The organism is Streptomyces sp. NPDC004667 (assembly GCF_040609475.1).
Taxonomy (GTDB): domain Bacteria; phylum Actinomycetota; class Actinomycetes; order Streptomycetales; family Streptomycetaceae; genus Streptomyces.
On record NZ_JBEXKC010000021.1, the window covers coordinates 22,413 to 38,632 of the forward strand.

20 protein-coding genes are annotated in these 16,220 nt (G+C 72.5%); all 20 read right to left on the reverse strand.

Annotated elements, in window-relative coordinates; translation table 11 throughout:
• Positions 1 to 131: 131 nt before the first annotated feature.
• The gene (locus ABZW32_RS14650; RefSeq protein ID WP_356215415.1) at positions 132 to 341 is read right to left on the reverse strand and encodes a hypothetical protein; all 210 of its coding nucleotides are present in this window, start codon (positions 339 to 341) and stop codon (positions 132 to 134) included.
• Positions 338 to 724, reverse strand: a complete 387-nt coding sequence (locus tag ABZW32_RS14655; protein WP_356215417.1) for a hypothetical protein — start codon at positions 722 to 724, stop codon at positions 338 to 340. Before ABZW32_RS14655 ends, ABZW32_RS14650 begins: the two co-directional genes overlap by 4 nt.
• Complete coding sequence (locus tag ABZW32_RS14660) at positions 721 to 1,677, reverse strand: ATP-binding protein (protein WP_356215419.1); 957 nt, start codon at positions 1,675 to 1,677, stop codon at positions 721 to 723. Before ABZW32_RS14660 ends, ABZW32_RS14655 begins: the two co-directional genes overlap by 4 nt.
• A 69-nt stretch (positions 1,678 to 1,746) precedes the next feature.
• Positions 1,747 to 1,914 carry a pRL2-8 gene (locus tag ABZW32_RS14665; protein ID WP_356215421.1) on the reverse strand — a complete coding sequence of 56 codons (168 nt, stop codon included), beginning with the start codon at positions 1,912 to 1,914 and terminating at the stop codon, positions 1,747 to 1,749.
• Entirely contained in the window at positions 1,914 to 2,423 is a 510-nt protein-coding gene (locus tag ABZW32_RS14670) for a hypothetical protein (RefSeq protein ID WP_356215423.1), read from the reverse strand. The genes ABZW32_RS14665 and ABZW32_RS14670 overlap by 1 nt, the downstream gene beginning before the upstream one ends.
• 122 nt (positions 2,424 to 2,545) lie before the next feature.
• A complete protein-coding gene (locus tag ABZW32_RS14675; protein WP_356215425.1) occupies positions 2,546 to 3,010 on the reverse strand; it encodes an RRQRL motif-containing zinc-binding protein in 465 nt (154 codons plus the stop codon).
• A gap of 266 nt (positions 3,011 to 3,276) precedes the next feature.
• Positions 3,277 to 3,525 carry a hypothetical protein gene (locus ABZW32_RS14680; protein ID WP_356215427.1) on the reverse strand — a complete coding sequence of 83 codons (249 nt, stop codon included), beginning with the start codon at positions 3,523 to 3,525 and terminating at the stop codon, positions 3,277 to 3,279.
• 35 nt (positions 3,526 to 3,560) lie between these two features.
• Positions 3,561 to 4,337, reverse strand: a complete 777-nt coding sequence (locus ABZW32_RS14685; RefSeq protein WP_356215429.1) for a hypothetical protein — start codon at positions 4,335 to 4,337, stop codon at positions 3,561 to 3,563.
• A 113-nt stretch (positions 4,338 to 4,450) separates the two neighbouring features.
• Positions 4,451 to 4,957, reverse strand: coding sequence for a hypothetical protein (locus ABZW32_RS14690; RefSeq protein WP_356215431.1), 507 nt, complete (start codon positions 4,955 to 4,957; stop codon positions 4,451 to 4,453).
• Between the two features lie 195 nt (positions 4,958 to 5,152).
• Complete coding sequence (locus ABZW32_RS14695; RefSeq protein WP_356215433.1) at positions 5,153 to 7,273, reverse strand: chromosome segregation protein ParM; 2,121 nt, start codon at positions 7,271 to 7,273, stop codon at positions 5,153 to 5,155.
• A gap of 81 nt (positions 7,274 to 7,354) precedes the next feature.
• Positions 7,355 to 7,765: a conjugal transfer protein TraB gene (locus ABZW32_RS14700; protein ID WP_356215435.1), complete on the reverse strand. Its 411-nt coding sequence runs from the start codon at positions 7,763 to 7,765 to the stop codon at positions 7,355 to 7,357.
• A gap of 15 nt (positions 7,766 to 7,780) precedes the next feature.
• Positions 7,781 to 10,075: an ATP/GTP-binding protein gene (locus ABZW32_RS14705; protein ID WP_356215437.1), complete on the reverse strand. Its 2,295-nt coding sequence runs from the start codon at positions 10,073 to 10,075 to the stop codon at positions 7,781 to 7,783.
• Positions 10,076 to 10,228: 153 nt separating this feature from the next.
• On the reverse strand, positions 10,229 to 10,465 hold the full coding sequence (locus ABZW32_RS14710) for a hypothetical protein (RefSeq protein WP_356215439.1): 237 nt from the start codon (positions 10,463 to 10,465) through the stop codon (positions 10,229 to 10,231).
• Positions 10,462 to 10,959 (reverse strand): hypothetical protein, encoded by a 498-nt coding sequence (locus ABZW32_RS14715; RefSeq protein WP_356215441.1) that lies wholly within the window; start codon positions 10,957 to 10,959, stop codon positions 10,462 to 10,464. The genes ABZW32_RS14710 and ABZW32_RS14715 overlap by 4 nt, the downstream gene beginning before the upstream one ends.
• A 122-nt stretch (positions 10,960 to 11,081) precedes the next feature.
• Positions 11,082 to 13,355 (reverse strand): hypothetical protein, encoded by a 2,274-nt coding sequence (locus tag ABZW32_RS14720; protein ID WP_356215443.1) that lies wholly within the window; start codon positions 13,353 to 13,355, stop codon positions 11,082 to 11,084.
• Positions 13,356 to 13,505: 150 nt separating this feature from the next.
• Positions 13,506 to 13,835: a hypothetical protein gene (locus tag ABZW32_RS14725; protein WP_356215445.1), complete on the reverse strand. Its 330-nt coding sequence runs from the start codon at positions 13,833 to 13,835 to the stop codon at positions 13,506 to 13,508.
• A gap of 291 nt (positions 13,836 to 14,126) precedes the next feature.
• Complete coding sequence (locus ABZW32_RS14730; RefSeq protein ID WP_317592662.1) at positions 14,127 to 14,393, reverse strand: WhiB family transcriptional regulator; 267 nt, start codon at positions 14,391 to 14,393, stop codon at positions 14,127 to 14,129.
• Between the two features lie 5 nt (positions 14,394 to 14,398).
• Entirely contained in the window at positions 14,399 to 14,608 is a 210-nt protein-coding gene (locus ABZW32_RS14735) for a hypothetical protein (protein ID WP_356215447.1), read from the reverse strand.
• A gap of 168 nt (positions 14,609 to 14,776) precedes the next feature.
• On the reverse strand, positions 14,777 to 15,202 hold the full coding sequence (locus ABZW32_RS14740) for a hypothetical protein (RefSeq protein ID WP_356215449.1): 426 nt from the start codon (positions 15,200 to 15,202) through the stop codon (positions 14,777 to 14,779).
• A 107-nt stretch (positions 15,203 to 15,309) separates the two neighbouring features.
• Positions 15,310 to 16,197, reverse strand: coding sequence for a hypothetical protein (locus ABZW32_RS14745; RefSeq protein WP_356215451.1), 888 nt, complete (start codon positions 16,195 to 16,197; stop codon positions 15,310 to 15,312).
• Between the last annotated feature and the right edge of the window lie 23 nt (positions 16,198 to 16,220).

Here is a 16,220-nt window from a genome sequence, read left to right on the forward strand (position 1 = left end):
GGCAGGTTGGGGGTGTTCAGCGAAGCGCCGGCGGCATGACTCACGCGCGGACCGCGTCCGCGCAACTGCGCCTTCAGGTCCGCGCGGACCGCGCAGTCGTCGCCCGGAGGGCGTGATCGTCGGCTTCCAGGTCAGTAGTCGAGCCGGATGGTGATGGGGGTGCGCCGATCGCCGTAGTCGCGGCGCGGGTCGTGGACGGTGCGGCGGTGCGCGGTGAAGCCGGCCGCTCCGCCCTGGATCGATGTGCCGCACTCCCGGCAGCCGTTCCACCAGTCCTCCCCGGCGGGAAGCTCCGCGGGGGTGAGGGGGTGGGGGTGCGGGCTGTCGGCGGCGCGGCTCACGGCCGGGACCCGCGGATGTAGTCGATGGCGGCGGCGACGTGTGTGTTGGCCATGAGGCTGCCGCCGGTGTCGATCCGGTTCCGCAGTTCGTCGAGCCGCGCCCATGCCACCGTGAGCTGCCGCGCGAGCCACGCCTCGTCGCCGGTGGTGTCCGTGCCGAGGCGGGCTTCGACCGCGGCGAGGCGGTTGAGGTCCTGGCGGCCCGCTTCCAGGAAGGCGTCGGCCCGGCGGAGCTCGTCGGCCGTGAACGCCTCCCTCAGGCGCCGGGCTTCGTCGGCCGGCGGGTCGTCGTCGTAGGCGGCGTGGCCGCGCAGGTGAATCGCGAGGCGGGCCAGCTCCCAGTCGCTCCGGCCGGGCTCCTTGCTGTCCTGGAGGAAGGTCATCGTGTGCTCCCGGCGCTCTCGCGGAGCCCGGCGTCGGCGTGGTCGTCGGGCTCTTGGTCCTCGTCGGTGTTCGGGCCGTGGACGGTGCAGACGGTGTCCTCGTCGTCGTCCAGGTCGCCGTTCAGTGCCCGGAACAGGCAGGTGACGCTGTAGGCGGGCGCCCAGGCGTGACCGGTGCACTGGTCGTCGTGCGGGCACGGCACCATCACGTCGAACCCGATGTCGCCCTCGCCGTCCACGTCGGTGCGCAGGGCGAGGGTGAGGTACTGCTGGCCGAGGCGGATCTCCGCGACGCGGTCGCCGCCGGCGATGTTCGAGCCCGGCTTCCACTGCCACAGCGGCAGGATCTCCTCGCCGAACACCCGGGAGACGAGGTTCAGGTCACCGAGGCCGGGACCGCCGTCCAGTCCGAGGTCGGCCTGACGGGTCTCGCTCAGGCGCTCCAGGTACGGCTGGAGCCGGCAGAGGCTGTCGGAGTAGACGATCTCGGGGAAGCCCTCGGACTTCAGGGTGCGGCGGGAGGCGAACATGTCCTCGTGCTGCTGGGCGACGACCTCTTCGGGCACCGTGCGGTTGGCCGGCCTCGGGCCCTGCCGCTCGATGCAGATGCTGCCGGGCGTGGTGAGCAGAACCGCGATGGGGAGCATGTCGTGGCGCTTGGCGGCGGCGATGAGCGGCTTCCTGGCCGCGGCCGTGACGTTGGTAGCGTCAACGACCGTGAACAGCCGGCGGCGCATCCTCGCCTCCAGGAGCAGGTGCAGGGCGGCGACCGCGTCGCCGGTCGCGTCCTGGTCGCCCGCGTCGTCGCTGACGGCCTCCCGCAGGGCGTCCAGGGACAGGACCTGCGAGGCGGGCCAGGTACGCGCGAGCGTGGACTTGCCCGCGCCGGACGGGCCGATCAGGATCACAAGGCTGCGCTCGGGCATCGGCGGGTAGCAGATCAGCTCGATCATGTGAGATCTCCTTGCGAGTGAGGGTGCCGGGCAGCCCGGATGGCGCGCTGCCCCGGCGGCTTCGCGTCGTCAGCGGACGATCATGTGGTCGGGGTGGCCGTTGTTCATGTGGTCCACGCACTGCGGGCAGTCCTCACGCGGACCGAGCCCGGCGTGCGCCTGGCGGCTGGCATACGCGTGGAACCAGCACTGCCTGCACTGCCCTCGGGGCGGGTTCGTGGCCTTGGTGCTCGCCATCAGCGGGTGGTGGACTTGGTGGTGGCGAGCAGCGCGGCGACGGTCTCCCAGCCGTGGTGCCAGGCGGAGTCCAGATGGAACGCCCCGTTGATGCCGAAGTCGGCGAGCTTGTAGAAGCCGCCCTTGCCGGTCTTGGTGGCGATCTTCTCCAGCAGGCCCTTGCCGGGAACCCTGCGGTCCGCGGCGTAGTGCGTTCCGAAGGAGAGGGCGAGCGCGGCCGCGGCGGCGGCCGGGTGGACCCGGATGCCGAGCGCGCGAGCGCCGGCCCCGGCCACGATCGCCTGCGTGGCCGTATAGGTCACGCAGTGGTGGAGGCACGCGGAACGGCCGCCGGCCGTGCCGTGGGTCGTCTTCTTCTCGGTGACCGGGTCGACGTAGGTGACCGGGTGGTCGTCGGAGGCCCCCTTCACGCGGGCGCAGAAGTCGTCCTGGATCCAAAAATCTCCGATGGCGCTGGCGGCGCGGGTCAGTCCGAGCAGGGCGGCGAAGACGGCGGGGCGATGCGTCATGCGGGGTTTCTCCTGATCTCGATGGGTGAGGGAGCGGGCGGCCGGCCCTTTGCCGATGCGCGGCCACCCGAGGTCCGGCCCCGGCCACACCGGCCGGGGTCGGGTCGTTCAGAGCGGGTTGATCAGGCGGCGAGCCGGTGGGTCACCGGCGCCGTGGACGCGGCGTAGGTGTCCGGGCTGGGCTCGTAGCCCCGGGCGCAGGGGTCGCAGCAGCCCTGGGTGCGCAGCGGGAGGCAGAAGTAGTACCGGCGCAGGCACTGCGGGCACGTGGACCTCGCAGCCATCGCCCGGTCCAGCGCCCATTCCTGCGCCAGCGTCGGCACGCGCTTGGGCCGGGCGTTCCCTACGGCGTAAAGCCAGGCCCGAGTGGGGTGGTTGCACGACTGGTCGGGCCGGTAGGCGCAGTATGTGCAGCGCAGGACCGCGACGGGGCCGTGCCCGCCGGGGCTCAGGCCCCGCTCCCGCAGCTGGCGCCGGGTGACCAGGCCCTCGGGACAGGAGCGCCGGTCGAACTCCTCCAGCGTCGCGGTGCTGCGCGGAACCTTCTTGAGCTCGCGGCGGCGCCCCTTCTTCCGAGGGCGCGGCATCACCGGCTCCAGATGCCGGGGAGCCGGGCGGGGCTCTGCGGGTAGCGGGGGCCGGGGCGCTGCGGGCGGGGGCGGCCGATGCGGCGGCGCGGGCGGGGGATGAGCACGAGGTGTCCTCCAACAAGGTTGATGGCGGGCAGTGCTGCGCCCCGCCGGCGGAAGGGGCCGTCGACGGGGCGGGAGGGGTGAGGCGTGCGGCCGGGCGGCCTGTCCGGTCCGCGCCGGCCCCGTAGGCGGGGTGGGCGAGGGCCAGGCAGAGCGTCAGGTCAGCGGGTGGCGCGGAAGCCGCGGGCGGCCCACGCCCGCAGCCGGTCGAAGCGGGTGGGGTGGGCGTGGCGCCAGGCGGTGGGGAACACGTCGTGCTTGGTCGGGAAGGAACGGGACGCGCTGCAGGTGCAGGTCCAGGCGTACGGCTCGGGCCGGGTGTCGTCGAGGGTGGCGGTGACCTTCGCCGGGGCGCCGTCGTGGCGTCCGTGGAACGTGCCGACCCAGAACTCGTTCTTCTCCAGCTTCATCGGGGTGCCTTTCGGGTTCGGTGGCGGGCTGCGGGTCAGCGCTTCTGAAGGGAGTGCACCGCGGCGTCGTCTTCGTCGTCCGGTGCGGCCTCGGCGGCCGGGGCCGGGAGATGGATGTGCGGCTTGATCTGGTGGCCGGCGTTGTGGATGTGGGTGAAGAACGCCGGGCGCAGGCTCAGGCCGCGCAGCGCGAGGGCAGAGGCGGCAGTCCAGGCGAGGACGGCGAACCCGGTGGCGATGGGCCGGCCGTCGGCGGGGGCTGCGCTGTAGACCATGGCGATGCTGGCCACGCCCCACGCGGTCCAGGTGAGGCGGGCACCGCTGATGCGGGCGAAGCCGCCGATCAGGCCGAAGAGTCCGACGAGCTGCCAGATGGTGTAGACGGTGGAGCCCTGGACGGGGAGGCCGGTGGCGTGCTGCGCGATGTAGGTGCGCACCGGCTGGTCGATGACGGCGAACACCCCGTGGGAGGTGTCGACGCCGATCTGCACCTTGGGCACGGCGGTGAGCAGCTGGTGCAGCGCCTGGAGGAGGACGTCACCGGCGGCCTGGGCCAGCAGTACGGCGAAGGAGAGCCCGGCGACCGCGACGACGGTGCGGAGCCAGGGGGCCATGTGCCGGAGGCCGTCCTCGGGGATGCTGCAGACGTCCTCCCACATGCCGTGCAATACGCCGTCCTCCTCCCAGGCGGCGTTCCACCAGGCGCGCAGCGGCGTGAGCCGCGGCGGCTCGGGCTGTGTCTTCGGGGCGGGAACGGGCAGGTAGATGGTCTGCGGGCGGGTGGGGCCGTGGCTGTTGTCGTGGGACGGCACGGGGCAACTCCAGAGTGTCGGTGGTGTTCGCGGGGCGTACGGCCGGTCGGCCTGTCCCGTACCCGGACCCCGGCCGGGGGCGGGGTGTCGGGTACGAGGCGGGGCGGCCGGGGTCAGCGGACGTCGTTGCGGGTGCGGGCGAACATCCCTCGCTGGTTGCTGGTGTTGGTGACGCGGGTGTTGTGCGTGACCGAGCCCTGGTAGACGTGCGTCGTCCTCGTGGTGGTGCTGCGGGCGTTGTTGATGGCGCCGCCGATGGCGGTGGCGACCATGGCGAGGGCGGCGAAGGGCAGGGTGCCCATCAGGACGCTGGTCAGGGTGACGGAGGCCAGGCCCTGGAGGACCAGCCAGGCACCGCAGCCGATGCCGGTGATTCCGGTGCCTACGCCGATGGAGGCCACCGCGATCCCGGCCGCCCACGCGGGCACGATCCGGTGGTCGGGCTGGTGGACGGGCGGGGTGTCGCCGTAGGCGGGCAGCGGGGTGTCGTCTCGGAACGACGTCGGGAAGTGGCGGACCGGCGGCTCCTCGGTGCGAAAGCTCGCGTCCATGATCCGTTTGGCTTCGGCCGCGGCCTCGGCGTCGGACATCGGGCGGCCGGCGGTGGGGTGGAAGTCCATCGTGCTTCTCCGTTCGGGTACAGGTGCGCCCTCCCTGCCGTGGCGGCGGGGAGGGCGCGAGATGGGGGAGCGGGCTGGGGTTAGTGCCGGTGGGTGGTGGATTCGCGTTCGGCGAGCGTGGTGGAGGCAGGGCCCGGGAGGGCCCGGCCGGGCCCGGCCGGGTACGGCCGGGTCCTGTGGGTGGCGGGTGGTGGGTCAGACACCGGTGAGGTTCCTGATGGCCTCCAGCGCCTGGCGGGCCGAGGTGACCGTGTCGGGTCGTGTGGCCGGCTGCCCGCCCCCGCTGCGGCGCTTGCCGCCGCCCTTCTTCGGTGCGTCCTGGTCCCAGTCCTCGTCGTCCGTGGGTTCGGGGCCGACCTCTCCGGGGCGGGGCGGCTCGGTCCAGTCGAACCACAGCTCGCGTGCTTCGAGCTCGTGGATCTCGTGGTCGGTCAGGGTGGCGATGGTGTCGGGGAAGTAGCCGTCGATGCCAGCCTTGAAGTCCATGAACAGGGTGCGCAGTACGTCGGGCTGCTTGCCTTCGATGATCCATCCGGCGCCGCCGGTGTTGGAGTCGGCGGGCGGTTCAGGCTCGCCGCGCATGACCCGCTCGATCCGCCCTTCCTCGGCGGGGGAGAAGGACCGGGGAAGAGGGTCCGGGATGTGTTCGGAGGGGATGCCGAGGGCTTTGAACATGTCGCTGACCTTCTTCGGGGCGACCTTGAGCACGACGGGGATGCAGTTCTCGCGCAGGTTCTCGCACAGCAGCTGGGTGAAGCCGTCCTGGACGTAGACGGACTGGCCAGCGACTTTCAGGCCGATGCCGTATTTGCGGCCCTTGACCGATACCCGCTCGGCCAGGTCCATGATCTCCGCGCCGTAGAGCTCGTGCCGGGCGGCGGAGAGGAACTCATCGAGGTAGGCGGACAGCATCCGGTAGGGGCAGCCGGCCGCGTCCCCGGACCATTCGTGGACCACCCCGTCATCCCACGGCATCTGGCCGCGGATCTCCATCAGCGCGTCCAGGGCCCGCAGGAGCCGGATCATGTAGAGGGCGCCGACGCCGTAACGGGCGGTATGACGGCCCAGCGCGGCGGTCTTCTCGTCCGGGGCTTCCGTGGCCAGCATGACCACGGCCCCGAACAGGGCGTCCGCTGCGACGTGCAGGGCCATCAGCTGGGTCTTGCCTCCGCCCGAGGGGGCGACGAACAGGCCGTGGGCGGCGCCGCGGTCGGTATAGACGCGGTTGCGGGCGGGCTGGCCGTTGCCGAGGTAGCCGGTGACCCAGCGTCCGTCCTTGTCCGGCGTGAGCAGCTCGCGGGTGGCGGGAAAAATCTGGGCGAGGGGTGAAGTGTCCCAGAGGGAGACCAGCACCTGGCTGCCGTCGATGGTGACGAAGAGACGTCCTTCGTCGTACTTGGTCTTCAACGCCGAGGCCAGGGCGTGCAGCTTGACGCGCGGCTCGCCCAGCTCGTCGGGGACGCGGGCGAGGTAGTGCGTGACCCGGCGTCCGTCGTCGCGGACCTTCTGCAGGAATACCGAGCCGGGCACGGGCCCGGTCTCTCCGCCGATGCGGTCCCCCCACCACTCCTCGTCGGTGGGGGCCTCGCGGCGCCGTGCCGCAAGGTCGGGTGTCAGGTGGACCTCCAGCCACCCCGGACCTCCTTGCCGGCCCGCCTGCCGTGCCACGGAGGTGAACGTGACGTCGTCCTCGCTGATGGAGAACGCGGCAGCGACCGCGGCCGGGGACAGCCCGGCAATCGGCCTGCCGGGTTCCGTCGCACGCAGCATGATCGTCAGGTCGTGCGGCATGCCCGAGTGCCGGTGAGCGACTGCCACGTGGGTGCGGCCGGGGGAGCCGGCGCGTTCCCACAGGGACCGCACGCTCCGGGTGAACGTGTCAGCGCCGTCAGCGGGCACAGGCGCGACCGGAGGCTGCGGCTGGAGGGCCCACTGCTGCACGGCCGGGCTGTGCGCAAGGGCGGGCCGGTGCCGGCGGCGTGCATGGCGGGAGTACGGCAGCACGGTGCAGCCGGCTGCCGCCCACCCGGCCGCCAGCCAGCCGTCCAGCGCCCAGGGACCCCACCCGGGCGTGAAGGCGGCGGCGATGTCGACGGCGGCCGCCAGGGTGAGGGGCGACCAGCGCAGGATCTTGCGCCCGGCACCGTTCTCGCCGCTGCGGGCAGCAAGGTACATTCCGGCTGCTCCGGCGGCCCCGGCCAGCGCGATGCCGGTGCTCACGGCGCCGCCGGGGGCGTAGTTGGGGGCCACCGCCACTGCGGGCGCGGCCAGCGTGTAGGCAAGCCGTTCGAGTACGACGCTGCGCGCCCTGGACACAACAATTCTCCTTGGCCGGGGAAGGCCGATGGGCGGCTCCGCCGTGCGGGGCCGCCCATCGGGCAGGACAGGGGTGGATGTTCAGCGGACGAGGAAGCCCGGCTTGGGGGTGCGCTCCTTGCGGCTGCGGCGGATCTCGTCCAGCCGGTCGTAGAGCTCCCTGTGTGTGCGGCGGGCGGACTCGGCGAGTGCGGACACCTCTGAGGCGGACTGGATCAGCAGCTGGGTCTGCCGGGCAGCCCCGGTGAGGGCGTGCCCTACGTGGTGGGTCATGTAGACGAACCGCATGTCGAGCTCGGCGGCCTCAATGCGTGAGCCCAGGGTGTGGGCCCGGTCGGCGTTCACGCGCATGCCGGCCATGAGGATCTCCAGTTCGGCCTGGGCGTTGTCCAGCGTCTGGCTGAAGAGCCTCAGGTTGTTCTGGACGGTCTGGTAGCTGTGGTCTTCCGATCCTGCGAGAGCACCGGGGCGCATGCGGAGGGAGTGGGACATGGTTGTCTCCTGGGTCTACTGGTGGTGGGCGGCGGCGGATGCCTGGTCCAGGCCGGCTTCTTCCATGGCCTTGAGGTCCTGGCCGTAGGTGTTGGCCACTCCGCCGGCCGCGAGGGTGGCGGCTTCGGACGCTGCCGCGCACTCGCCCGCGCACAGGTCGGCCTGGGCCTTCATACGGCTCGCGGCGTCAGCGAGTTCGGAGATCTGGTCCAGGACCTTGTTGGAGATGTTGTGGCCGTAAGCCAGGTCAGTGGCCATCTCCCGCAGGCCCTTCACCGCGGCGCCCAGCGCCTGCGCGAGGAGCTCGGCCTTGGCCCTGTCGGCCTCGGCCGTCACCGCGATGTTCGCGGTCCCGATGAGGAACTGGTCGAAGGTGATGTCGGTGAGGTGCTGGCGGGGGATACCGGTCTGGCGGGGGTGGGCAAGGCGCACAGGGTTCTCCTTGGCGGTCTCGGCTCGCGGCGTGGCAGGTCGGGGGGCGGAAGGTCGAGGGGCGGAAGGTTGGGGGCCGGCGGGTCGGCTGGTGCCGGGCCGTGGAAAGGACGGCGGGGGAGCGGGCGGCAGGCTCCTGGCGCCGGTCGTCACGGCGGCGGGATCGTCGGGGATGATGACGGCGTCGGGGTAGTCCTCCTCGGGCTCCCGGCTCGGCCGGGGCGGCCGGTTCGGGCGGCCGGGGCTGTCGACGGTGACACCGAGGTCTTCCGGCCGGACCGTGCCGCGGGGCGGCTCGTCCGGCTCAGGGCCTCGGCTTCGGTGTTTCCTCCGGCCGAACGGGTCGTGGAACCAGTCACCGAAGCCGCCACCACGCGATCCTTCCGCGGCCGGCCCCGACCCGTCCCCCGCCGCCGGGTCAGGGCCAGACGACGGACCGCCTGGCTCCTTCGCTTCCTTGCCGGAGCTGTCAGACGGCTTCTCGCCGCCTGTCTCCGTGTCCTCCGATTCCCTGGTCGTGAAGCCGCTGCCCGAGTCATCTGCCGACGTCTCAGGGCCGGCCTCGGGCACCTTCTTGGCCGCGGGCTCCGAGGCCTTGCCGCCGGTGGCGTCCTTGGCCTTGCCGGCCTTCGCGGCCTGGTCCTTCTCCGCCGCCGCGCGGCGCAGATCCCAGCGCCGCTGCGCCTCAGCCGCCACGGCTGCGCCCAAGGTGGTGCGGCCCCCGGCGGCTGTGGCTGCCTCTCTCTTCGCCTTCCTCGCGGCCTTCCGTTCGGCTGTCGCCGCGCGGTTTGCCTCGCGGGCGGCCTGGCCGGCGGCGCGGTCCTGGTCGCGGTCTTTGCTGCGGTCGGCGATGTTCGCGGCCTGGTTGGCACTGCGCCGCTGCTGGCGTGCCACCTGGCGGGCAGCGGCACGCTCCTGGCGGCCTCGGGCACGCTCGGCCGCCGCGCTGGCCGGCCGCTTCTGCGACGCGCCGTCGACGCCCTTGGAGCCACCCGTGCCGGACCCGGAGCTGCCCGAGCCCTTCGTGCCGGAGCCGCCCGAACTGCCTTTGCCCGTACTGGTCTTGCCCGCCCCGGCTCCACCAGAGCCGTTCTGACGGCCTTTGGAACCGCCGGACGGCTCATTGCCCTTCGCCCCGCCACTACGGCTGCCAGCGGAGCGATCAGAGCCCTTCCCGGCGCCCTTGGGGGAGTTGACTCCCCCGGAGCTGCGCCCGGAGCCCCCGCTGGAGCCGTTTGCTCGCGAGCCCCGGCCGCTTCCGGCGCCCTGGCCCGATCCGCTGGAGCTGCCACTGCCGCGTGAGCCGCCGCCGGCCTTCGAGCGGCCCTTGTCGGCGCCGAAGCCCGATCCGGCGGACTTCGAGCGGTCGGCGTCGGCTTTACCGCGTGCCGCCGTCTTGTCGGCCTTCGCTTTCATCATCGCGGTGTGGAACTTTCCGTTCTGCTCCATCATCGCGACTTCCCGCGCGGTTCGGGCTTCCAAGAGCGCGGTTTTCCGTGCGATTTCCGCCTCACGGAACGATGCTTCTCCGGCGTGCCGCTCGCGCATCACTTCGAGCCGGTATTCCAGCCAGTCACCGAGGCGATCGACAAGAGACCGAGGCTGGACATATTCGCCTTCCTCGAATTCTCTGCTGCCGGGATCCGGGGGGCCGAGAATGCTCGTTTCCCGAATGGCCGTTTCCGGCGAAATGGGCCCGCGGACCGGCGGGAGTTCCATGGTCGTCTCCGCCGGGGATTCCGGAGGGACACCGCCGCCCGCGTTTTCGGGCGTTTCGGAATAGAAGAAGTATCCGCCGTCGGGAGCTTCCGGCATTCCGCCGGAATCGGTGTCCCGAGCGGGGAGGTGAACAATGTTGCTGTCGGTGTCGTCGGACACGCGACTCCCTCCTCCTGGGCTTGACAGTCGGCACTGGCCTCGCGTACACGCGCGCACGCCACGCGCGGCACGCGACACGCGCGGCACGCGTTGGGACCGCCGAAGGGCCATCCCCGGGATCAGGGACGGCCCGTCGTGCGGAGCGCGGGGAAGCTAGCCGACGTGGCGGCGGTGGACGTTGTCCAGAGCGAGCGCGACGTCACGGATGAACGCCGTGTCCCCGCCGCGATAAGCCTGGGTGCCCCGGATATTCACAATCCGGAGCCAGTAATAGAAGGTGCCGAGGTCGTTGCCGTGCTGAGCGATCAGATCCTGTCTGATTTTCCGCTCGTGTTCTGCACGGTTCATTTTCTTCCGCTCAACTTTCGTGAGCGGGCGACCTGCACTCACGCCGAGTCCCTGCGGCCCAGGTCGTAAATCGACGCGGGGCCACCATAGCCCATATTCGAGCCCGGCACACCCTGCTGCCACACGCTTTCCGGGGCGGCCTGGAGCGGCGGGTTGTTCTTCCGTTCCTTGATCTGCGCCTTTTCCCTGCGCTGCTTCTTCACCTCTTTCACCTTTTCATCGTGGGCGTGGCGCTTATGGGCGCTCTTTTCCAGTCCCGCAGTGGCACTCTTCAGGTTCTTGAGAACGTCGTTCAGGGACTTTTCCACCGGGAAACTGCGCAGGAACGCCTGGCCCCTCTTGTCGCCCTCCACGCGGGTACCGCGGCAGTGCACGCGGGTCTCGCGCTGGAGGATCTCCAGCTTGGCCTGCATGTCCAGCACGACCCGGTGGAAGTCCGCGAGGTAGTGCGCGTACGCGGCGGGATTCTGCGCGATCTTGCGCAGCGCCTCGTTCGGGTCGTCGAAGAACGGCTTGTCGGTCTTTTCGGTACTCACGGATCCTCCGGGGCTCGGGTCTGCTGTACTCGGGGGGCTGTCGACTTGCTTCCGGCAGTCGCAGCGAGGGCCAGCCCGATTCCCGCGGGCTGACCCTCACTGGTGTGTGCCGGACGGGTGGGTCAGGAGAGGTACTTGTCCGCGTCCTCGGGCCGCAGCAGGCCGGCCTCCTTCAGCAGCCGAACCGCGCGGGTCTGGTTGACCGAGAGGTCGGTACGGGCCCGGTAGAGGGTGACGTAGCCGTCCTCGTCGCGCGGCAGTGCCTGTACGAGCGGGAGGAGTTCGGCATCCGTCCGGGCGGGCGTACCGGGCCGGTCCGTACCGCCTGTACGGCCCGTACCGCCGGTTCCGGTTGCACGGGAGGAGGAGGTGGCCGTACCGGTACGGCCATCCTGTACGCCGTCGCGGCCGAGCTGTGTACGGACACTGACCGTGCCGGTGCGGTCCTGTACGGCCGCGTGAGCCGAACCGGTACGCCCCCGGAGCGCTGTACCTGTACGCGCCGCTTTGTCAGGGGTGGTGTGTACGCCGTATGTACGGTCGCTGTACGGCCTGGTCAGCGCCCCTTCAGCCCCGTCGTGGTACGAGGGGTGAGAGAGGGCGTGTGCCGGGTCCGTACCGTCGTGTCCGGCGCCCGTACCGTCTGCTCGTCCGCCGCTGGTCGCGGCGTACAGGTCGCTGTGCGCGGGCTGCGTACTGCCGGACGTAATGCTGTCCGTACCGTCCGTCCTGCGGTGCGTACCGGTAAGGGCGGGCGTTCCGTTTCCGCCGTCCATGCCGGTACGGCCGGGCGTACCGGCGGCCGTACCGGACGAGGTGTCCGTACTGCCGTGGCCGTCCGTACCGTCGTTGTGCATGAGGGTGTGTACGCGCCAGATGACGGCCACGAAGATCAGGACGACGAAGGTGGTGAGCCACCAGGGAGCCGACCCGCCCTCGGGGACGAGGTGTGCCTGCTCGGAGAGGTGGAAGACGACGTTGGCCGACGCCATCAGTGCGAGCGCGGCGGGGATGTCGCGCTTGGCCCGGAAGGCCGTGACGCAGTAGACGTCGATCGACACCGGCAGGAGCGGGGCGACCCACTGGTTGATGCCGACCATGCGGGCGAGTTCGTACTCGCCGGAGGCGGCGAGCCCGACGCCAGCGGCCAGCGCGACCCACGGCGCCATCTTCCACAGCTTGCCGCCGAGGTTCTGGCGCCAGCCGCGCCACTTCGAGGCGGACTTCTTGGCCTCGCGGGCCTCGGTCAGCAGCCGGCGGGCGCGGGCCTCGTCGGCCTGCGCCCGCTCGGTGATGCCCTTGGCCTTGCGCTCGGCCTCGCCGGTGATGCGCTCGGCCTCCTTCTGCGCGGCCGCGCGCAGCTCCTGAGCAACCGTCGTCGCCTCGGTCCGCAGCTTCTCGCGCTGCTGGTCGCACGCCGTCGTCAGTCCGGCGAGCTCCTCGGCCAGGGCGTGGCGCTTGGCGGTGGCCTCGGTGTCGAACTTCTCGCCGAGGTCGCGCAGCTCGGCGCGCAGCTCGGCGCGGGCCGTCTCCGCCTCGGTGTGGACGGCGGCGACGTGGGCGTCGGCCTCGCGGCGCCGCTCGGCGGCGGCTTCGACCGCGTCCGCGTACAGCGTCTCCGCCTCGGCGCGCCGGGCGTCGTACTGCTCGGCGGCGGCCTTGGCGAGCTGGGTGTGGCGCTCCCGGGCCTGGTCGACCTCCTTCTGTGCGGCGGCGAGCAGGTTGTCGGCCTCCTCGCGGGCGCGGGCGAGGATCTGCCCGGCCTCGTTGCGGCGGGTCTCGACCAGGGCGGCGATCTCGGTGAGGTCGGCCTCGGCCAGGCGCCGCAGCTCGGCGATCGCCGTCGCGGTGGCCTGGTGGTCGGCGGCGGCCAGCTCGGTCAGCTCCGTGACCTGCGCCCGCGCCTGGGCGAGGAGCTCATCGGCGCGGGTACGGGCGTCGGCCAGGAGCCGGTCGGCGTCGCCGCGCAGCTGCTGCGCCTCCTCGCGCGCCGTCTCGGCCTGGGTGGTGGCCGCAGCCCGCTGGGCGGTGGCCTCCTCCTGGGCGCCGGCGGTGACGGCCTCGGCGCGGGTGCGCGCGTGGGCCAGGAGGGCAGTGGTCTGCTCGTGGGTGTCGGCGACGGTGCGCGCCGCCTGCTCCTCGGCCTGCGTCTGGAGGGCGAGGGCCTGGTCGCGGGCGGTGTCGATGATGTCGGCGGCCCGGTCGCGGGCGTCCGCGACCCTGGCCAGCGCCGCCCAGTCCGTCTCCAGCTCCGCCGCCGTGTCCGGGACGGTCTCCGTCTCGGGGATCGGGGCCGGGGCCTGGGCGGGCAGGGTGGAGGCGGCGGGCTGCGCGGCCGTCGTGGCCGTCGTCTTGGTGCGGGCGTTGGCCCTCTTACGGGTTCGTGTGGCGGCCACGCCGCCTCCTTCCAGGTCGGATGCCGCCCCGGGAGGCCCGGGGCGGCGGTTGTACGGGGTGGGTCCGGGCTGTCCGGCTCCCCTCGGCCCCGTCCGTACCGGCACGCGGCCGGGACGGGCGGGGGAGGCAACCGACAGGCGGGGAGAGCGTCACTCGACGCCGATGAAGCGGAAGGCCGCGAAGGCGGTCGTGCGCGGGTCGGGGGTGGCCTGGACGATGCGGTGGGCCTCGTCGGTGTCGCCGCGGTTGACGGCGTCGGCCGCCGCCCGGGCCGCAGCCCAGTCGACGCTCGGCGCCTGTGTCGCGGTGGCGGCGGGGCGGTGGAGCCGGGCGCGCAGCGTGCGCCAGGCCCGGCGGAGCGGGCGTCGGCGGCGGGCCCGGTTCACCCGGGCGGCGGCGTCGCGGTGCCCGAGCTCGTGCAGGATCTGCTCGGAGTCGTAGTCGGCGGCGGTCCAGCCGTCACGGCGGATGGTGCGCATGGTGCCTCCTGGATGACGGGCGTCGGCCCAAGCCGATGCCCGGTAGAGAGCGTGCGAAAGGCCGGCGGCCCGTCAGGCGGGCCGCCGGTCAAGGAGCGTGCGGTCAGGCGGGCAGGGATCTTGGTCGGGCTCCCGGCAGGCGGTCGCCGTGGCCGGGAGCCCGACAGTCGGCGGAGCGACGCTCGGGGTCAGATCAGCAGACCGGGCACTGCGGGGTGTCGTACCAGCCGCTGCACCTGGAGCACTGCCACAGGTGCCGCAGGGGCGCGGCCAGGACGGCCAGGAAGCTCTTCATGCCGCCGCCCCCTTTCCGTCGCGGGCCCGGTTGCGGGCGGCGCGGCGCTTCATCGCCCGCCGCTCGTCCTCGCTGAGGCCGCCCCAGACGCCCTCGTCCTGACCGGACTCCAGCGCCCACTGCAGGCACGCCTCCATGACCGGGCAGCGGCGGCAGACGGCCTTGGCTTCCTCGATCTGCAGCAGGGCCGGGCCGGTGTTGCCGATGGGGAAGAACAATTCAGGGTCTTCTTCGCGGCAGACCGCGTTGTGGCGCCAGTCCATCGCGATTACCGCCTCTGTCCGACGAGGGTCATGTCGGCGAGCGTGCGGCGGGCCTTGCGGCCGGCGTCGGCCGCGCGGCGGTCGCCGTCGAAGACGAGGTGGCGGACGAGCTGGTGGAACGCGGTGAGGTCCTCGGGCTCGTAGCCCTTCTTCTCGTCCGCGTCCTCGATGTCGTCGATGATCCCGGCGTTCGGCCGGGGTACCGAACGTGTCATGCTGAGCTGCATCAGGTCCTCCGAGTCAGGTCCTGGACAGGCCCCGGGGGCGCAATCCCCGGGGCTGTCGTCGTGTTGGCGGGTCGTACGACCGGCCACGACCAGCGGCCACCCCTCGGCGCAGTGGGGGTGGCCGTTGATCGTGGGCGTCCGTCCAGGGCTGGCGGGTCAGGCGGCGGCGTACTCAGGGCGGCATCCGGAGCGGATCGTCCGGCGCAGGCAGTCGGCGTGGGGGAGCAGGACGTCGACCAGGCGCTCGCGGATGCGGGCGGTGATCGAGGGGTCGGCGGCGAGGATGTCGCGGCCGGCGTCGACGCGGGCGGCGATCTCCGCGCCGTACGCGAGGGCGAGCTCGTGGCGGCGGTCGGGCGGGACGATCAGAACCGCGGCCGCGTACCGGCGCAACTCCCGGGTGGTGCCCACGGGCTCGTACATCGCCAGCGGCGTGCCCCAGACGGCGTCGAGGTCGACCTCGGCGTCGTCGAGGTCGACGGGGAGCGGGACGTCGAGCTCGTCCAGGAGCGCGAGCGTCTCGGCGTCGAACACCTCGCCGCTGCTGGGCCGGTGGGACGTCAGGGTCAGGGTGGCGGGCATCGGGACCTCCAGGGTGCGGTGAGCGGGCAGGGACGGGAGCAGACGGCCCCGGCCTCGGCCCCCGCGCGGTGCGGGAGCCGACGCCGGGGCCGGGGCGGTTGTGCGGGTCAGGCTGCGAGAGCGGGCTTGCGGCGGCGGGCGCCGAAGGCGGGCTTGCGGCAGCGGGCGGTGTACGCGGCGGCGGTCTCGCCCGGGGCCGGGGCGGGCAGCTCGGCCCTGACCTTGGCCACCAGCTTGGTGTGTTCGGACTGGTCGGCCGGGGTCAGGGGGCGGCGCAAGAGCGTGGCCAGGTGCTTGTAGGCGACGCGGGCGAGGTGCTCCTCGAGGACGTCGCTCGCAGAACGGTCCGGGGCGGCGTCGGCCAGGACGCGGAGGGTACCGGCGGCCAGGGCACGGACGGAGCGGTCGTCCCCGGCCTCCTGCCCGATCATGGCCGGCAGGGCGCCAGCGGGTCCGTCGACAGCCCGACCACGCGTGGTGGGGATCGCGTCGGCGGGAACCGTACGGGCGGCGTCGGCCTGGCGGGCGGCGGGCATCGCACGCTCCCACTGGGCTCGCCGGTCGGCGGGACGCTCCTGCGGCCGGGCAACCTTGAGGGTCTGGACGGTGGCGCGGCGGTGACGGGTGACGTCGACGGCGAGGCGCTCCTCGCGCGCCCACTCGTCGTACTGGCGGCTCCACGTGTCCGGCATGATGTCGACATCGACGAGGCGGTTGCTGGAGCTACAGCGGATCGCGGCGTCGACGCCGGCCTTGCCGGTGTGGTGCGGGACCGTCTTGAGCAGGTAGGTGCCGCGGTGGGGGGTGACGGCCACCCAGGTCTTGCAGGCCGGGCAGACCAGCGAGATGCGGCGCTTCTGGGTGGACTCGACCCGCCGCATGTCGATGTGACCGGGCGACAGGGTCGAGAGGACGATCGCGTCGAGGGGGCTGACGCGGGAGGTACGGGTGCGGCCCCGGCGCTTGGCGGCCTTGGGCATGGCGAGCTCGGGCATGGCGACTCCTCGGCAGGAAGAGG

Excerpts from the sequence above, each read along its gene's own strand:
- ABZW32_RS14700 (WP_356215435.1), bottom strand. The coding sequence starts at position 7,765 with ATGTCCCACTCCCTCCGCATGCGCCCCGGTGCTCTCGCAGGATCGGAA.
- ABZW32_RS14670 (WP_356215423.1), bottom strand. The coding sequence starts at position 2,423 with ATGACGCATCGCCCCGCCGTCTTCGCCGCCCTGCTCGGACTGACCCGC.
- ABZW32_RS14740 (WP_356215449.1), bottom strand. The coding sequence starts at position 15,202 with ATGCCCGCCACCCTGACCCTGACGTCCCACCGGCCCAGCAGCGGCGAG.
- ABZW32_RS14660 (WP_356215419.1), bottom strand. The coding sequence starts at position 1,677 with ATGATCGAGCTGATCTGCTACCCGCCGATGCCCGAGCGCAGCCTTGTG.
- ABZW32_RS14730 (WP_317592662.1), bottom strand. The coding sequence starts at position 14,393 with ATGGACTGGCGCCACAACGCGGTCTGCCGCGAAGAAGACCCTGAATTG.
- ABZW32_RS14690 (WP_356215431.1), bottom strand. The coding sequence starts at position 4,957 with ATGGACTTCCACCCCACCGCCGGCCGCCCGATGTCCGACGCCGAGGCC.
- ABZW32_RS14665 (WP_356215421.1), bottom strand. The coding sequence starts at position 1,914 with ATGGCGAGCACCAAGGCCACGAACCCGCCCCGAGGGCAGTGCAGGCAG.
- ABZW32_RS14655 (WP_356215417.1), bottom strand. The coding sequence starts at position 724 with ATGACCTTCCTCCAGGACAGCAAGGAGCCCGGCCGGAGCGACTGGGAG.
- ABZW32_RS14735 (WP_356215447.1), bottom strand. The coding sequence starts at position 14,608 with ATGACACGTTCGGTACCCCGGCCGAACGCCGGGATCATCGACGACATC.
- ABZW32_RS14680 (WP_356215427.1), bottom strand. The coding sequence starts at position 3,525 with ATGAAGCTGGAGAAGAACGAGTTCTGGGTCGGCACGTTCCACGGACGC.
- ABZW32_RS14725 (WP_356215445.1), bottom strand. The coding sequence starts at position 13,835 with ATGCGCACCATCCGCCGTGACGGCTGGACCGCCGCCGACTACGACTCC.
- ABZW32_RS14675 (WP_356215425.1), bottom strand. The coding sequence starts at position 3,010 with ATGCCGCGCCCTCGGAAGAAGGGGCGCCGCCGCGAGCTCAAGAAGGTT.
- ABZW32_RS14745 (WP_356215451.1), bottom strand. The coding sequence starts at position 16,197 with ATGCCCGAGCTCGCCATGCCCAAGGCCGCCAAGCGCCGGGGCCGCACC.